A 15,503-nucleotide genomic window follows, 5' to 3' on the forward strand; every position below is an offset into this window, starting at 1 on the left:
CACCCCATGCAACGCGTCAGCCGCGGACGTCGTGCTCGAGGTGGTAGCGCGTGGCGGCGTCCACTTCCTCGCGCGATCCGAGGAACACGGGTACGCGCTGGTGCAGCTCGCCCGGTTCGATGTCGAGAATGCGGCGGCGGCCGTCGGTGGCCGCGCCGCCGGCCTGCTCGATGAGCATCGCCATCGGGTTGACCTCGTACATCAGCCGCAGCTTTCCCGGCTTGGACGGATCCTTGCGGTCCCAGGGATAGATGAAGATGCCGCCGCGGGTGAGGATGCGATGCACGTCGGCGACCATCGACGCCACCCAGCGCATGTTGAAGTCCTTGCCGCGCGCGCCTTCCCTGCCGGCCAGAAGATCGCTGACATAGGCCTGCATCGGCACGTCCCAGTGGCGCTGGTTGGACATGTTGATGGCGAATTCCTTCGTCGCCGGCGGCACCTGGATGTCGCGCCGGGTCAGCACGAAGGAGCCCTGCTCGCGGTCCAGGGTGAACGCATGGGTGCCGTGGCCCACGGTCAGCACCAGCATCGTGCTCGGGCCGTAGATGCAGTAGCCCGCGGCAACCTGCTCGCGCCCGGGCTGGAGGAAGTGCGCGTCCTCGGCCGGGCCGTCGTCGCGCGCGCGCAGCACCGAGAAGATCGTGCCCACCGAGACGTTGACGTCGATATTGCTGCTGCCGTCGAGGGGATCGAACACCAGCAGGTAGTTGCCGCGCGGGAATGCATCCGGCACCGGCTGGCAGTGGTCCATCTCCTCCGATGCGCAGGCCGCGAGGTGCCCGCCCCAGGCGTTGGCCTCGAGCAGGATCTCGTTGGACAGCACGTCCAGCTTCTTCTGCGCCTCGCCCTGCACGTTGATGCTGTCGCCGCCGTCGCCGGCCACCGCGTCGCCGAGCACGCCGCCGAGTGCGCCCTTGCCCACCGCCACCGAGATCCGCTTGCAGGCGCGTGCCACCACCTCGATCAGCAGGCGCAGCTCCGGGTTGAGCTGGCCGGCGCGCTGCGCCTCGATCAGGAAACGGGTCAACGAGGTCTGGGACATGACGCACTCCACGGCTGCGGGGCCGGCATTATCGCCCGCATCCATGCGGCCGCCACCCGGCCTGCCGCCGCGCCTGCGTGCGCAGACTCAGATCACCCGCAGCGTGATCGCCTTCAGCACCGCACGGGTGCGGTCGCGGGTGCCGAGCTTGTCGAGGATCACCGACACGTAGTTCTTCACCGTGCCCTCGGCCAGGAACAGGCTGCGCGCGATCTCGCGGTTGGAATAGCCACCGGCCAGCAGGCGCAGGATCGCGACCTCGCGCGGATTGAAGCTGACCAGCGGCGCGCGGTCGTCGCGGAAGTGGAAACGCGCACGCACGGGGTCGGTGCTGACCGGCTGCAGCAGGGTCTCGCCGGCCGCCACGCGGGTGACAGCATCGAACAGCTCTTCCGGCGCGGCGTCCTTGAGCAGGAAGCCCTGCGCACCGGCTTCCGCGGCGCGCAGCAACAGGTCGCTGTCGTCGAAGGTGGTCAGCAGCAGGAGCGGCGTGGTGTCGCCACGCGCGCGCAGTGCCTGCAGGGCCTGGATGCCGTCGGTGCCGGGCATGCGGATGTCCGTAAGCACCACGTCCACCGTGGTGGCCTGCAGTTGCGCGAGCAGGGCCGCGCCATCGTCGGCTTCCAGCGCGATCACGATGCCCAGCCGCTCCAGCAGGGCGCGCAGCCCCGCACGCACCAGGGCCTGGTCATCGGCGAGCGCAACGCGCAGTGCGCTCATGCCGGCAGCTCCGCCTCGATGCGCAATGCGCCGCGCGGTCCGGTTGCCAGCGCCAGCCGGCCACCCAGGGCATCGATGCGTTCGCGCATCCCGGCCAGGCCATTGCCCTCGCGCACCGCGCCGTGCAGATGGCCATCGTCCTCGATCGCCACCCGCAGGCAGCCATCGTGCTGCACCAGGCTGACCGCAAGCGTGGTGGCGCCGGCGTGGCGGGCGCTGTTGGTCAGCGCCTCCTGCACCATCCGCAGCACGGCCTCCGCCAGCGCCGGATCGCGGATGCGCAGGTCGGGTGCGATCTGCAGCGCCAGCCGCGGCCGAGGGAAGGGCGCGGCCAGCGCGTGCAGCGCATTGGTGAGGTCGAGCCCGCCGCCGTCGCGCATCGCCTGCACCACGCCGCGGATGTCGCCCATCAGCTCACCGCACAGCTGCTGGGCGATCCTGAGTTCAGCGCGTTCGCGCAGCTGCGGATCGCTCGCCAGTGCGCGCAGGTTGAGGGTCAGTGCGGTGAGCGTGTGGCCGGCGACGTCGTGCAGTTCGCGCGCCACGCGCACCCGCTCGCTGTCGCGCGCGCTGTCGGCCAGCAGGGCGCGCGTGGCCAGCAGGTCGGCATTGACCCGTACCAGCGCATCGCGGCTGTTCTCGGCATTGCGCAGGGCGCACGCGGTCACCGCGGCGAAGCCCTGGAAGCCGGTGTAGAGCAGGGTCACCGTCAACGGCGCGGAATGCCCGTAATCGAGCATCAGCAGGTACTGGCCGAGACCGCTCAGCGCGATGGCGGCCACGACCGCACGCCCCGACCAGTGCGAGGCGACCACCGCGGTCCAGATCACCAGCAGCACCTGGGCGGTGCCCACGCGCGGATTGATCCACAGCAGCAGCAGGGCGAGCACCGGCATCAGCAGCAGCAGGGCGTCGGCCGTGCGCGGCGAACGGCGGCGCACGCCATCGTGCGAGAGCTGGGCGATCGCGAAGGCCCCCAGCAGCGCCCATGCCAGCGCCGGATGCGTGCCGGCGATCCAGCGCAAGGACATCGCCACCGCGCCCAGCGTGCACAGCCCGGCAAGGTGCATCGGATGCAGCAGGTTGCGCAGGGCGTCGGGCATGCGGCCATGCTGCGACGCCGTGGCGGCATCGGCAATGCCACGGCGGCCGAAAGTGACTTCCGGCAGGTCGGCGCGATGACCTCCGGCCATGTGCTGCTTCGGCGCCGGCAGCGAGTCTGACGGCATTCCCGTCACAGGAGCCGGCAATGTCACCCGGAGTGCGAAGTTGCAGGCTGACGTTGTATGTCGTGCTGGCGCTGGTACTGCTGGTCTGCCTGTGGATCGGCTGGCGGGACACGGCCGGTGGCTCGAGCAGGCGCTCGTGCGTCAGCGGATCCGCGAGTGGATCCGCCTGGGCCTGCAGCTAGCGGTGCAGTGCGCGATCCCGGGTGCGATCGCGCTGGCGTTCATGCGCAGGGCGGGCGGCGCCGGGCAACGGCGCCGCGTGTGCAGGCCTTAACCCGCGACCATCGAGATCGCGTCGGCCACGTAGTCGAGGTTGCGATCGTTGAGCGCGGCCACGCAGATACGGCCGGTGCCCACCGCGTAGATCGCGAACTCGTCGCGCAGGCGGTCGACCTGCTCTCGGCTCAGGCCGGAATACGAAAACATGCCTGCCTGGTCGTTGATGAAGGCGAAGCGGCCGGCACCATGGGCGTCCAGACGCGCCACCAGGCCTGCGCGCAGGGCGTGGATGCGCGTGCGCATCTCGCCCAGTTCCTGCTCCCACATCACCTTGAGCGCGGGATCGTTGAGCACGCCCGACACCAGCATCGCGCCGTGCGAGGGCGGACTGGAATAGTTCGCGCGGATCAGCCGCTTGACCTGCGACTGCACGCGGCGCGCCTCGTCGGCGTCGGCGCACACCACCGACAGCGCGCCGGTGCGCTCGCCGTACAGCGAGAACGACTTCGAATACGAGCTCGCCACCATGAAGTTGGCGATGCCCGATTCCGCCAGCAGTCGGATCGCCGCGGAATCTTCCTCGATGCCCTTGTCGAAGCCCTGGTAGGCGATATCGATGAACGGCACCAGCGCACGCTCGGCCAGCACCGCGATCACCTGGCGCCATTGGCCGACGTCGAGGTCGGCCCCGGTGGGGTTGTGGCAGCAGGCGTGCAGCAGCACCACCGTGCCGGCTTCGAGCCTGCGCAGGTCGGCGAGCATGCCGTCGAAGTCGAGGCCATGGCGCTCGGCATCGAAGTAGGTGTAGTCGAGCACCTCGAAGCCGACCGCGCCGAACACCGCGCGGTGGTTCTCCCAGCTCGGGTTGCTGATCGCGATGCGCGCTGCAGGCAGCGAGTGCTTCAGCAGCTCGGCGCCGGTGCGCAGCGCACCGCTGCCGCCCACGGTCTGCGCGGTAATCACGCGCCCGGCGGCCAGCAGCGCGGAATCCGAGCCGAACAGCAGTTCGCGGGTGGCGCGGGTGTAGGCGGGCAGGCCATCGATGGGCAGGTAGCCACGCGCTGCGCCCTCCTCGGCCAGCCGGCGCTGCACATTGTCGACCGCGCGCAGCAGCGGGATGCGTCCGGCCTCGTCGTAATAGATGCCCACGCCCAGGTTGACCTTGTCGGTGCGGGCGTCGGCATTGAAGGCCTCGGTCAGGCCCAGGATGGGATCGCCTGGAACCTGTTCAAGATGTGCGAAAACGGACACGGCGCGACTCGCTGGCTGGAAGACGGAAGGCCCGCGGCGCGGGGGCTGCGGGCCGGCCATGATACCCCGCGGCACCCTGTGGGCCTGGCGGGGGCGGGCGACCGGCCCGAGCCTTCAGCGCATCCGGTCCCAGTTCCACTGCAGGCCGACGGTGAGCTGGCGGCTGATGCCGGGCTCGTAGAAGCGGCCGTTGCCCTCGTTGACGATCACCGAGCCGATATGGCGGCGGTCGAAGACGTTGTCGAGTCGTGCGAAGCCGCGCAGGGTGCCGTTGGCGGTCTGCCAGTCGCGGCCACCGGACAGGTGCAGCAGGCCGTAGCCCGAAGCTGCTTCGCTACCGAGGTCGTTGACGGTGACATCGCCCAGCGCCTCGCCCTCGATGGCGGCCGACCACGGCCCCTGGCGCCAGTCGAGGCGCGCATACAGCTGCTGCTCGGCCACGCCGGGGATGCGGGTGCCGGCGGGCACTACGGTGCTCGGCACGGTGCAGCCGGCGCCCTGGCAGATCAGGTAGTCGCTGCGGAAGGTCGCATCCAGCCAGGTCCACGCCAGCTGCAGGTCGAGCGACTCGCCCATCGGCATCGTGAACGCGGCCTCGGCGCCCTGCCGGCGTGCCTGACCGACGTTGCGGAAGCTGCTGCGACCGCCGGCATTGCGTGCGACGGCGAGCTCGTTGTCGGTATCGGCGCGGAACAGCGCGGCTTCCAGCGACCAGCCCGGCGCGCCCCGCCACTTCACCCCCGCCTCGAGGTTGTCGCTGATCGCCGGCTGCAGGCCGAACGCCAACCCGGCGCCGCCATCGGCGCGGTAGGACAGCTCGTTGAAGGTCGGGGTCTCGAAGCCGCGGCCGGCCGACACATAGAAACGCAGTGCGTCATCGGGCGCGAACACCAGCCCGGCCACCGGCGCGGTCTGGCGGTAGCGCACGCGACCGCTGTCGTCCGGATTGGCGCCGGTGACATAGCGGTCGTCGGATTCGAACTGCACCTCGCTGTGGCGCACGCCAGCCAGCAGCGACCACTGCGGTGCGAACCGCCACCACGCCTGCGCGTAGCCGTCGGCGTTCTCCAGCGTGTTGCGCTCGTCGCGGCGCAGGCCGCCACGCACGCCGAGCGCGTCGCCGACGAAGTTCTCGAAACCGCGGCGGTGCTGGCGCTGGCGGTCGAGGTTGCCGCCCACGGTCACCTCGAACGGCGCCCCCGCCAACGCGCCTTCCCAGGTCCAGCGCGCATCGATGCCGTCGTAGCGGTTGTCGAGGTCGATCACCCCGCCGGCGTGCAGCGCGCTGTTGTTCTGCGGCGCCGGCGGAATCGGCAGGAACTGCACTACGTCGCGCTCGCCGCCCCAGGCGCGCACGCGTACCGTCTGTGCGTCACCCAGGCCGTGCTCGTAGGTGGCGCCGAGCTGCTGCTGGCGGGTGGTCTTGCGGGTGTTGTACTGGTGGGCCACGCCGACCGCCTGGCGCGGGTTCTCGCGCGCCTGCTCCGCGGTGAGGCCGAGCGGATCCTGCGCATCGACATCGAGCCAGTTCGCCACCACGTCGAGCCGGCGGCGCTCGCCGAAATCCCTGTGCAGCTTCAGGTTGGCGATGTCGCGGCGTGCGGCGCTGTGGTCGCGCCAGCCGTCGGTGTCGTAGCGCGACAGCGCGAAGTTGTAGCCGATGCCGCCCGCGCCCTCGCCCAGCAGCTGCGCGGCCAGGGTGCGGCTGTCGTTGCGGCCGGCGGTCGCGCGCACGCGCCACGGATCGCCGGCGCGGCCGTCCTCGCTGTACATCTCGACCACGCCACCCGACGAGTTGCCGTGCAGTGCCGAGAACGGCCCGCGGATGACGTCGATGCGGTCGCCACCGGCGAGGCTGAAGTGCGACAGCTGGCCCTGCCCGTCGGGCATCGAGGCGGGAATGCCGTCGACGTACAGGCGCACGCCGCGCACGCCGAACGTCGCCCGCGAGCCGAAGCCGCGGATCGACAGCTGGGTATCCTGGGCCAGGTTCTGGCGGTTGCGCGCCAGCAGGCCGGGCACGCCGCGCAGCACTTCGGAAACATCGGCGCCACTGCCTTCGGCGCCGTCGCGCAGGTCGATGGTGGCGGTGGACGCGGGCGTGTCGAACGCGCTCACGCCGCGCAGGCGCGTGCCCTCCACCACCACGCGGTCCAGCGTGCGGACATCGGTGGCGGCCAGGTTCGGGTCGAGCGGGGCGGTGGAACTTGCCTGCGCAAGCGCGCAGGCCAGACAGGTGGCGAGCATCGGCATCGGCATCGGCATCGGTGACGGAAAGACCGGCCAGTGTGGCCGGTCCCGCATGCACCCCGGGTCAACGCCGGGCTGGACATCCGCGGCCGGAGCTGCGCACGCCGCCGCAGCTCCGGCCAGGTGCGGCCTCAGACGTCGCCGTCGGTGGCCCAGCCCTCGCCGGTGCCGCGCTGGAACACCCGGTCGCCGGGCTGCACCCCGCCGGCCGGCAGCGAGTCCTGCGTGGCCAGGCGCGCGTAGATCGGGGTGAAGTCCGGCCGCGTGGCGTCCATCAGCTGCTCGAAGCTGTCGATGACGAAGTAGGTCTTCTGGAAGGTGTCGATGCGGTAGCGCGTGCGCATGATCCGCTCGAGGTTGAAGCCGATGCGGTTGGGCGCAGTGCTGTCGAGTGCGTGGATGCTCTCGCCCCTCGACGACACGATGCCGGCACCGAAGATCCGCAGGCCCTCGGGGGTGTCGATCAGGCCGAACTCCACCGTGTACCAGTACAGCCGGGTCAGGTTCTGCAGGGCGTCCGCACCAATGCCGTGCGCCTTCACCCCGCCGCGGCCGTAGGCCTCCATGTAATCGGCGAACACCGGATTCATCAGCAGCGGCACATGGCCGAACAGATCGTGGAAAAGGTCGGGCTCCTCGATGTAGTCGATCTGGTCCGGCCGCCGGATCCACCACGTCACCGGGAAACGGCGGTTGGCGAGGTGATCGAAGAAATCCAGCTCCGGCAGCAGGCCCTCCACGCCGATCAGCGTCCAGCCGGTGGCGGCTTCCAGCGCGAGGTTGAGCTCGGCGAACTTCGGGATCCGGTCGGGCGTCATCCCCATCGCGTCCTGCGCATCGAGGAATTCGTTGCAGGCGCGGCCGACCAGCAGCTCGCGCTGGCGTGCATACAGGGTCGCCCAGGTGGCGTGGTCGTCATCGCTGTAGCTGTCCCACGGCTGCTCGACGATGCCGGTGGCATAGACCGGCACCTTGCCCTTGTCGGTATGCAGGTTCTCGACCCGGCGCGGTTCGGTGGTGACGGCATTCATGGCGCGATCCCCTTGCAGACATGGACCTCCAGACTAGCGCCGCGGCCGCGCAACAGGGTTGCGAAGTTGCGCGCAGCAGGGTCCGCGGCGCAGGATCGTTGCGCCCGCCGCCCGGATCACGCAACAGATGGCCATGATTCCGCTCGACCGCATCGACCTCAGCCTGCTTGCCGAACTCCAGCGCGGCGGCCGGCTCACCAACGCGGAACTGGCCGAACGCGTGCACCTGTCGCCGTCGGCCTGCCTGCGGCGGGTGCAGCGGCTGGAGCGCGACGGGGTGATCAGCGGCTATCGCGCCGAGGTCGACGCCGAGCGCATCGGCCTGGGCCTGCAGGCCTTCGTGCGCGTGCAGCTGGAAAAGCACGGCTCCGCCCCGGTGGAGCGCTTTGCCGCCGCGGTGGACGGCTGGGACGAGGTCGTCGCCTGCCACGCCCTCACCGGCGACATGGACTATCTGTTGCACGTGGTGGTCGAGGACCTCGACCACTTCTCGCGCTTCCTGCTCGACCGCCTGTTGAACGAGAACGGCGTGGCCGACGTCAATTCAAGTTTCGTGCTGCGCACGGTGAAGCGCTTCAGCGGCCTGCCGCTGTCGCGTGACTGAGCCGCGGTTCGAGCAGCGGGCTGGGCGTCAGCCGCGGCAGCGTCAGCCACTGGTCGAACTGGCGCGCCGCCTCGACCAGATCGAGCATCGCCTGCGTGCGCCGGCCGTCGTTGCGCCCGGTGGGCACGTTCCAGAACGGCCCGGCGCGCAGGGCGTCCCGGGCGGCCACGCCGCCGTCGGAGGCGAGGTAGGCGCGGATCCGCGGGTGTTCCGCGGCGTGCACCTCCAGCGCCACCAGCACCGGCCCGCTGTGCACGTAATGGCGTGCCAGCGCCGCGACCAGCGCCGGTACTTCGCTGGTGCCGTGAAGCTCGCCGATCATGACGAGGCGGTTGTCGCCGGCGTCGCGGATCACCGCCTGCGCAGCGGAGTCGACGCCGCTCACAGCAAACGCTGGCCGTGCCGACATCGAAGCGACCAGCAACAGCAGTGCGGTGGCGATCCTGCGCATGAGGCGTTTCCTTCCATGGATTCGAGCGTGGGAACTTGCCCCGTCGTGCGGCGTGCGGGCAAGCGCAGCTGGCCTCAGCCGCAGACGTCCGCCTGTCCGCGGCGGAACGGGTTGAGCCTGCGCACCCAGGTGTTGCCGCAGTCGACCTCGTCGGCGGCAGGTGACGGCTGGGCGGGTGCCGGGCGTGGCGCCAGCGCGGCTGCGCGTTGCCGTTGGCGTTGCGCGATCGCGGTGCGGATCTGCGGCATGGCCGCCAGCGCGGCGCGTTCGCCCTGCAGGATGGCGTGCGCGCGCTGTTCGAAGCTGGCCGGGCCGATCTCGTCGACCTGCGGACGGATCACCACATCGGCACGGCCGCGTTCCTCCGCACCCAGGCGCTGGCCCATGATCGCGATCGACTGGTTGACGATGCCCACGAGGTGCTGCGGCGTGCTGCCGCTGGCACGGGTGGAGATGTCCACCGCGATGACCAGGTCCGCGCCGAGCTGGCGCGCGGCATCCACCGGCACCGGGCTGACCACGCCACCATCCACATACGAGTGTTCGCCGATGCGCGCGGGCTCGAACACGCCGGGCACGCTGCTGGAGGCGCGTACCGCCTGGCCGGTGTTGCCGCGCACGAACACCACGCGATCGCCGGTATCCAGGCGGGTGGCGACCGCGGCGAACGGCTTGCCCAGCCGCTCCATCGGGCGACGGTCGACCTGTGCGTTGACGTAGTCCTGCAGCTTCTGGCCCTGGATCAGCCCGCCGGAGAACAGCCGCACATCGCGGATGCTGGCTTCGTCCAGCGCGACCGCGCGCTCCTGCATGGCGAACGCGTCCAGCCCGCTGGCATACAGCGCGCCGACCACGCTGCCGGCGCTGGTGCCGGCGACCACGTCGGCGTGGATGCCGTTGGCCTCGAGGATCTTGATCACCCCGATATGTGCGAATCCTTTTGCCGCGCCACCGCCCAGCGCCAGGCCGATGCGCAGCGGGGGCGGCGGTGGTGACGGCGTGGCCACCACCGGCGCCGCAGGCGGGGTATCGCGCACAGGATCGCCGCCGCCGCCGCACGCAGCGAGCACCAGCATGCAGGCGACGGCCGCACTGTTGCGCAGACGGAGAAGCGGGGTCGGCACACGCATCGCAAACACACCTGTCGGGAAGCGCGCCAGCATACGCAGCGCCGCCGGCCACCGGCTGAAGCCGGCGTCAGCCTGACCGACCGATGCGGCCTGTCGGGGAATTCCGGACGGCCGGAGCAGTGCGATGGTCGCGGCGCCGGGCCGCGTTGCAAGCCGGCGGCAGCGGTGTGATCACGGCCTCAACAGGCTGCTGCCGTCCGACGCGTCGCGGTTACGCAGGCTTGCCACCGACGTCCCGCCAAGGGTTGCTCACCGCTCGCCATCGGCCGCGAAGCGCTCGCCGAAGAAGTCGCCGTCGCGCCACTGCGGGCGGGCGTCGTCATTGCCGATGCGGGTCGCCAGCGCCGCGGACACGCGCGCCAGCCGTGCGGCGTCGTCGTACTGGATCGGCTGGGTGGCGTCGTCGCAGGGCTGGTGGTAGCAGTTGCGCAGGTAGTAGGCGAGTGCCCGCCTGGGGTCGCGCTCGCCATCGGCGGAGATCACCCCACCGTCGAGATAGATCGCGGGGATACCGGCGCGCACGAAGGCGTAATGGTCGCTGCGCACGAAGGTGACTTCCTCGGGAAACGGGTCGTCGGAGACCTCCACGCCCAGCTCCTGCGCCACCGCGACGACCGCATCGCCGAGGCTGGAATGCTCCCGCCCGATGGCGACGATGTCGGTGCTCGGCGCCAGCAGCACCGGCATGTCGATATTGATATTGGCCACCGGGGTGCCGGCATCGTCGGCGCGGGTCACGAACCACTGCGCCCCCAGCAGCCCCTGCTCTTCGCCGGTCAGCGCCACGAACAGCTGCGAACGCCGCGTCGGCGTGGTCGCAAGCGTGCGCGCGGTCTCCAGCATGATCGCCACGCCCAGCGCGTTGTCGAGCGCCCCGTTGTGGATGCGATCGCCTTCTTTGCCGGCCGGCATGCCGACGTGGTCCAGGTGCGCGGTATGCACGACCTGCTCGCCGGCGAGGTCGTTGGTGCCGGGCAGCCGTGCGACCACGTTGCGCGAGGCCATTTCGCCGATCATGGTGCGCCCGGCCAGCAGCAGCGTGCCCGGCAGTTCGAAGCCACGCAGCGTGCCGGCGCGCGCGGCATCGAAGAGTTCCGCCGCCGGGCGCTGGCCGTCGGCGAACACCAGGTCGGCGGCGGCCACGCCGACGGCCGCGACCGCCTGCAGCATCGGGAAGCCGTCCACCGGCCCACCGTCGTCGTCGCGCAGCCGCATCGCCGCGTTCTGCCAGCTCGCGCGCTGTCGCGCCCACGGCAGGCGTGCCTCGGACTCCGGCGTCGACACCAGCACCGCGCCCACCGCACCCCGCGCGGCCAGCGCGGCCAGCTTTTCCTGCAGCGCCGAGTGGTAGGCGCGGTGCTGGTCGTCGAAGGCCTGCGGCGCGCCTGGCAGCAGCACGGCGATCCGGCCCGCCAGATCGAGCCCGGCGAAATCGTCGTGGCCGATGTCGGGCGCGTGGATGGCATGGCCGACGAAGACCGCCGGCGCTTCGACCCGGTGCGTGCCGGCATTGAAGTTCGCCCAGGGCAGGAACTGCTCGCCAAGCTTCAGTTCGATGGTGCGACCGCCGCGCGTCACCGCCAGCCGCGCGCCTTCGGCCTGCGGCACCGCGCGCAGCAGCGGCACGGTCTGGAAGAAGCCGCCGTCGTCGCCGGCCGGCTCGAGGCCGGCATCGGCGAACTGCGCAGCCACATAGGCGGCGGCAAGATCGTGGCCGCGGCTGCCGGTTTCGCGCCCTTCCATGCTGTCGTCGGCGAGCCGCCGCAGGTCGACCGCGATGCGCTGGGCGGCGGGGTCGTCGGACAGCGGCGTGGCGTCGTTGAGGTCCGCCGCGACAGCCACCGACCCATCGACCGACGGCTCGGCCGTCGGCCGCAGCCACAACCAGCCCAGCAACAGCAGCGCGGCGACGGCGAACGTGGCGAGGAGCAGGCGCAGGGCGCGTCGTGGAGCGGTCATGGCGCCTCCGGGCCGGAGGCCTGCCACAGCGCGGCGATCGCGCGGGCGAGCGGATAGGGAGCGGGTGCGTTGCGGTTGCTCAGCACGACCACGGCCAGGCGTTGCTGCGGAAAACGCAGCACCACGTTGCGGAAGCCGATGGTCTCGCCGGAATGCCACTGCATGCCGCCATGCAGGCGCCAGCCGTACCCATAGGCATCGACGTCGTCCTCGCCGGTCGGCGTGGTGGTGTGGGCGGCGAACATCGCCTGCCGTGATGAGTCGGCAAGAAGCGTGTCGCCATCGAGCGCCGCCAGCCACAACGCCAGCTCGTCGATCGACGCATAGATGCCGCCGTCGCCGAGCGTGGCACTGGTCGGGCTCTGGTCGGTGCGCTGCCAGCGGCCGTGGCGCAGGCTGTATCCCCAGGCGCGCGCCGCCACCGGCGCCGCGTCCGCGGTCCATGCCACCGCGCCATGCATGCCAAGCGGTGCGAACAGGCGCGTGCGCAACACCTCCGGGAACGACTGCCCGCTGGCGCGCGCGGCCACCAGGCCCAGCAGCACGTAGCCGCTGTTGCTGTAGGCGTATCCGGTGCCCGGTGCGAAGCGCAGGCGGTCGGCGCCGGCAAGCAGCGCCAGCACGTCGGCGTCCTGCACCTGCTGCGCGGGCGAGGCGTCCATCAGATCCTCGTAGTCGACCAGGCCGGAGGCGTGTGCGAGCAGGTGGTGCAGGGTCACCGGTGCGGTGGCCGGCGGCAGTTCCGGCAGCCAGCGGCGCACCGGGTCATCCAGTTGCAGCAGGCCTTCCTCGGCAAGGCGCAGGATCGTCGCAGCGGTGAACTGCTTGCTCACCGACGCCAGCCGGTAGCGGGTTCCCGGGCTCGCGGGCGTGGCGGCTTCGAGATCGGCCAGGCCATGGCTGCGGCGTAGCACTGCCCTGCCCTCGTGCATGACCAGCACCGAGACCCCGGGCACCTCACCGGCATAGTCGCGCAACAGCGCATCCACCGCGGTCACGCGGCGATCGTCGGCGGCATCGGCGGGCGGGGCGACAATGCCACCGACGAGCAGCAGGGCAAGCAGGGCGGATGCGTTCATCCGCCGATTCTAAGCGGGTCACCGCCGCGGCCGTGGCCGCCCGGTGCCTGCCGCCCCGGGGGGTCAGCCCTCGCGATCGCGGCGCGGGAATTCCAGCACCACGCCGCGCGGCGGCGGTTCGCGCTTCCACAGCACCGGCACCGCCTGCGGCGATGGCGGCTCGAAACTGTCGGGATCGAGCGCCGCAGCGCGTGCGGCCTCCTCTTCCTCGATCTCCCAGCTGTAGCGACGGCGCGGATGCGCGGGGTCGGCATGCCGGAACAGCACCGCCGCCATCACCCCGCCGAGTGCGCCGCCCAGGTGCGATTGCCACGACACGCCGGGGTCGTGCGGGAGCACCGTCAGCAGCATGCCGCCATAGAAGAAGAACGCGATCATCCCGGCGGCGATCGATGGCCGGTCGCGCCGCAGCAGGCCCAGCACGAACACCAGGAACATCAGGCCGTGGGTGAGCCCGCTGGCACCGAGGTGGCGCGAGCCCGGATCGCCCAGCCACCAGGCGCACAGCCCGCTGCCCAGCCAGACCAGCGGCAGCGCCCGCCAGGTCGCGCGCGGGTAGACGGTCAGGGCCAGCATGCCCAGCAGCAGCAGCGCGAACGCATTCGCCAGCAGATGCGACGGCGAGCCATGCAGCAATGGCGCGGTCAGCAGCCCGATGAGGCCGGCCGGCAGCTGCGGCCGCACCGCGAACAGCGTCCAGTCGACCATCGCCTGTACACCGAACATCACCGCCAGCAGCGCAACGAATGCGAGGCTGGCCTTTGCCGCCGAGGCGAGACGGCGATGGTCGGCCACGCGCTGGGCGGCGGGGTCGGCGGGGTGGTCAGGCATGTCGAGGTGCATGCCACGAGGATGGCGACGCCGGGCCACGATGCAAGGGCGCGGCCCGTGGGACATTGCGGCCCACGCGCCCCCGCCCTGCCCGCACGGCGGCCGTTGGGGTGCGCTCGCTTAGAATCCCCCGATGACCAATACCCCCCTGCCGACCGTCCACCTCAAGAATGCGTGGCGGTCCAACCATCCGTGGATCTTCCAGCGCCTGGTCGAGAAGCCCGCGCAGCGCCCCAAGCCCGGGGCGATCGTCGATGTCGCCGGTGTCGACGGCACCTGGATCGGCCGCGGCTTCTACAACGGCCATTCGCGCATCGCCCTGCGCATCCTCGAGACCGATCCCGACGTGCCGGTGGATGCCGCGTGGTTCGCGCGGCGCATCAGCGCGGCGGTACGCCTGCGTCGTGACGAACTGGGCCTCGATGCGGTGTCGGACGCCTGGCGCGTGGTCCACAGCGAAGGCGACGGCCTGTCGGGCCTGGTCGTCGACCGCTATGGCGACCTGCTGGTGGTGGAGTTCTTCAGCGCGGGCATGTTCCGCCACCGCGAGTGGATCTACGACGCCCTGCGCGCCGAGTTCCCGGGCTGCCGCTTCTACAGCTTTGCCGACGAACACGTGCAGAAGCAGGAGTCGTTCGACTTCCGCGGCAGCGAGCCGGTGCCGCCGGCGGTGATCACCGAGCACGGCATCCGCTTCCGCGCGGACCCCGCCGGTGCGCACAAGACCGGTTTCTTCGCCGACCAGCGCGAGAACCGCGAGTGGCTGTCGCACCGCGTCGCCGGCAAGCGGGTGCTCGACCTGTGCTGCAACACCGGCGGCTTCGGCGTGTATGCCGCGGTGCGCGGCGCGTCGGAGGTGGTCGGCATCGACATCGACGAGGCGGTGCTCGACATCGCCCGTGGCAACGCGAAGTTGAATGACGCACGCGTGCGCTTCATCCAGGCCGACATCTTCCCGTGGCTGCGCGATGCTGCGATCAACGGCGAACAGTTCGATGTGGTGGTGCTCGATCCCGCCAAGATGACCCGCGACCGCGAGCAGGTCATCCCGGCGCTGAAGAAGTACCTCGACATGAACAAGCTTGCGCTCGGCGTGTTGAAGCCCGGTGGCCTGCTCGCGACGTTCTCGTGCACCGGGCTGGTCAGCGAGGAGCAGTTCCTCGACATGCTGCGCCGTGCCGCGTTCTACGCGGGCCGCACGGTGCAGGTGCTCAAGGTGTCGGGTGCCGGCGCGGATCATCCCTACCTCGCGCACGTGCAGGAATCGCGCTATCTCAAGGCGGTGTTCTGCCGGGTGCTGGATTGATCTGACTGCCTGCTGAGCGTGACGTAAAAATTCTGCAGAAAAGGGCTGGCGCTTTCCGCAGGACCGACGCACAATGCGCCCCCTTCCGGTGACGACGTGAACAACGCCTTCACCTCCCGGCACCGCTTGCGGACCTCGTGTCCGGGGTTCGATGAACGGGAAGCAGCGAAAGCCGCGGAAATGAAGTCGACGCGAAAAAAGGTGTTGACAGAAACACGATCCGCGCTAAGATGGGCGGCTCACCTCGACGGAAACGACGGGGTACGGCAAGAAGGGGTTCGCGGCGCTGAGGCCGGAGCCTGAAGATCTTTGACAGTGTACGCAGGAGACTTGTGCGGACGTCTGGCGGCTGGATGACCATCCAACAACGCAGACGTTCGAAAGAGCACAGAGTCGAT

The 15,503-nt window shown here is 70.6% G+C and carries 13 protein-coding genes; 2 read left to right on the top strand and 11 right to left on the bottom strand.

Going from position 1 to position 15,503, the window contains the following annotated elements; translation table 11 throughout:
- Nucleotides 1-16 precede the first annotated feature (16 nt).
- From LDO11_RS10855 to phhA, 6 genes are all read right to left on the bottom strand, one after another.
- Nucleotides 17-1,045 carry a class 1 fructose-bisphosphatase gene (locus LDO11_RS10855; RefSeq protein ID WP_232141552.1) on the bottom strand — a complete coding sequence of 343 codons (1,029 nt, stop codon included), beginning with the start codon at nucleotides 1,043-1,045 and terminating at the stop codon, nucleotides 17-19.
- Between the two features lie 87 nt (nucleotides 1,046-1,132).
- Nucleotides 1,133-1,765, bottom strand: a complete 633-nt coding sequence (locus LDO11_RS10860) for a response regulator transcription factor (protein ID WP_232141553.1) — start codon at nucleotides 1,763-1,765, stop codon at nucleotides 1,133-1,135.
- Nucleotides 1,762-2,958 (bottom strand): sensor histidine kinase, encoded by a 1,197-nt coding sequence (locus LDO11_RS10865; protein ID WP_232141554.1) that lies wholly within the window; start codon nucleotides 2,956-2,958, stop codon nucleotides 1,762-1,764. Before LDO11_RS10865 ends, LDO11_RS10860 begins: the two co-directional genes overlap by 4 nt.
- Nucleotides 2,959-3,264: 306 nt before the next feature.
- Nucleotides 3,265-4,464: an amino acid aminotransferase gene (locus LDO11_RS10870; protein WP_232141555.1), complete on the bottom strand. Its 1,200-nt coding sequence runs from the start codon at nucleotides 4,462-4,464 to the stop codon at nucleotides 3,265-3,267.
- 114 nt (nucleotides 4,465-4,578) lie between these two features.
- Complete coding sequence (locus LDO11_RS10875; protein ID WP_232141556.1) at nucleotides 4,579-6,717, bottom strand: TonB-dependent receptor family protein; 2,139 nt, start codon at nucleotides 6,715-6,717, stop codon at nucleotides 4,579-4,581.
- Nucleotides 6,718-6,845: 128 nt separating this feature from the next.
- Nucleotides 6,846-7,745, bottom strand: coding sequence for a phenylalanine 4-monooxygenase (gene phhA, locus LDO11_RS10880; RefSeq protein ID WP_232141557.1), 900 nt, complete (start codon nucleotides 7,743-7,745; stop codon nucleotides 6,846-6,848).
- Nucleotides 7,746-7,878: 133 nt separating this feature from the next.
- Here phhA and LDO11_RS10885 point away from each other — a divergent pair, with 133 nt between their 5' ends.
- Nucleotides 7,879-8,349, top strand: a complete 471-nt coding sequence (locus LDO11_RS10885; protein WP_232141572.1) for an Lrp/AsnC family transcriptional regulator — start codon at nucleotides 7,879-7,881, stop codon at nucleotides 8,347-8,349.
- On the opposite strand, the gene LDO11_RS10890 is transcribed toward LDO11_RS10885, so the two are convergent.
- From LDO11_RS10890 to LDO11_RS10910, 5 genes are all read right to left on the bottom strand, one after another.
- Nucleotides 8,321-8,800 (bottom strand): hypothetical protein, encoded by a 480-nt coding sequence (locus LDO11_RS10890; RefSeq protein WP_232141558.1) that lies wholly within the window; start codon nucleotides 8,798-8,800, stop codon nucleotides 8,321-8,323. The genes LDO11_RS10885 and LDO11_RS10890 overlap by 29 nt on opposite strands.
- 74 nt (nucleotides 8,801-8,874) lie before the next feature.
- Entirely contained in the window at nucleotides 8,875-9,963 is a 1,089-nt protein-coding gene (locus LDO11_RS10895) for a patatin-like phospholipase family protein (RefSeq protein WP_129134662.1), read from the bottom strand.
- 216 nt (nucleotides 9,964-10,179) lie between these two features.
- Nucleotides 10,180-11,889: a M28 family peptidase gene (locus tag LDO11_RS10900; RefSeq protein WP_232141560.1), complete on the bottom strand. Its 1,710-nt coding sequence runs from the start codon at nucleotides 11,887-11,889 to the stop codon at nucleotides 10,180-10,182.
- Nucleotides 11,886-12,968, bottom strand: coding sequence for a serine hydrolase domain-containing protein (locus tag LDO11_RS10905; RefSeq protein WP_232141561.1), 1,083 nt, complete (start codon nucleotides 12,966-12,968; stop codon nucleotides 11,886-11,888). Before LDO11_RS10905 ends, LDO11_RS10900 begins: the two co-directional genes overlap by 4 nt.
- Nucleotides 12,969-13,031: 63 nt before the next feature.
- Nucleotides 13,032-13,799, bottom strand: a complete 768-nt coding sequence (locus LDO11_RS10910; protein ID WP_232141562.1) for a rhomboid family intramembrane serine protease — start codon at nucleotides 13,797-13,799, stop codon at nucleotides 13,032-13,034.
- A 133-nt stretch (nucleotides 13,800-13,932) separates the two neighbouring features.
- Between LDO11_RS10910 and LDO11_RS10915 the strand changes: the two genes are divergently transcribed.
- Nucleotides 13,933-15,105: a class I SAM-dependent rRNA methyltransferase gene (locus tag LDO11_RS10915; RefSeq protein ID WP_129134666.1), complete on the top strand. Its 1,173-nt coding sequence runs from the start codon at nucleotides 13,933-13,935 to the stop codon at nucleotides 15,103-15,105.
- Nucleotides 15,106-15,503 lie beyond the last annotated feature (398 nt).

The organism is Alterluteimonas muca, from assembly GCF_021191595.1.
In the GTDB taxonomy this organism is placed as follows: Bacteria; Pseudomonadota; Gammaproteobacteria; order Xanthomonadales; family Xanthomonadaceae; genus Luteimonas; species Luteimonas muca.

Bases quoted from the DNA above. Each gene is read 5' to 3' on its own strand.
- LDO11_RS10855 (WP_232141552.1), bottom strand. From the start codon at position 1,045: ATGTCCCAGACCTCGTTGACCCGTTTCCTGATCGAGGCGCAGCGCGCC.
- LDO11_RS10860 (WP_232141553.1), bottom strand. From the start codon at position 1,765: ATGAGCGCACTGCGCGTTGCGCTCGCCGATGACCAGGCCCTGGTGCGT.
- LDO11_RS10865 (WP_232141554.1), bottom strand. From the start codon at position 2,958: ATGGCCGGAGGTCATCGCGCCGACCTGCCGGAAGTCACTTTCGGCCGC.
- LDO11_RS10875 (WP_232141556.1), bottom strand. From the start codon at position 6,717: ATGCCGATGCTCGCCACCTGTCTGGCCTGCGCGCTTGCGCAGGCAAGT.
- phhA (WP_232141557.1), bottom strand. From the start codon at position 7,745: ATGAATGCCGTCACCACCGAACCGCGCCGGGTCGAGAACCTGCATACC.
- LDO11_RS10885 (WP_232141572.1), top strand. From the start codon at position 7,879: ATGATTCCGCTCGACCGCATCGACCTCAGCCTGCTTGCCGAACTCCAG.
- LDO11_RS10890 (WP_232141558.1), bottom strand. From the start codon at position 8,800: ATGCGCAGGATCGCCACCGCACTGCTGTTGCTGGTCGCTTCGATGTCG.
- LDO11_RS10895 (WP_129134662.1), bottom strand. From the start codon at position 9,963: ATGCTGGCGCGCTTCCCGACAGGTGTGTTTGCGATGCGTGTGCCGACC.
- LDO11_RS10900 (WP_232141560.1), bottom strand. From the start codon at position 11,889: ATGACCGCTCCACGACGCGCCCTGCGCCTGCTCCTCGCCACGTTCGCC.
- LDO11_RS10905 (WP_232141561.1), bottom strand. From the start codon at position 12,968: ATGAACGCATCCGCCCTGCTTGCCCTGCTGCTCGTCGGTGGCATTGTC.
- LDO11_RS10910 (WP_232141562.1), bottom strand. From the start codon at position 13,799: ATGCCTGACCACCCCGCCGACCCCGCCGCCCAGCGCGTGGCCGACCAT.
- LDO11_RS10915 (WP_129134666.1), top strand. From the start codon at position 13,933: ATGACCAATACCCCCCTGCCGACCGTCCACCTCAAGAATGCGTGGCGG.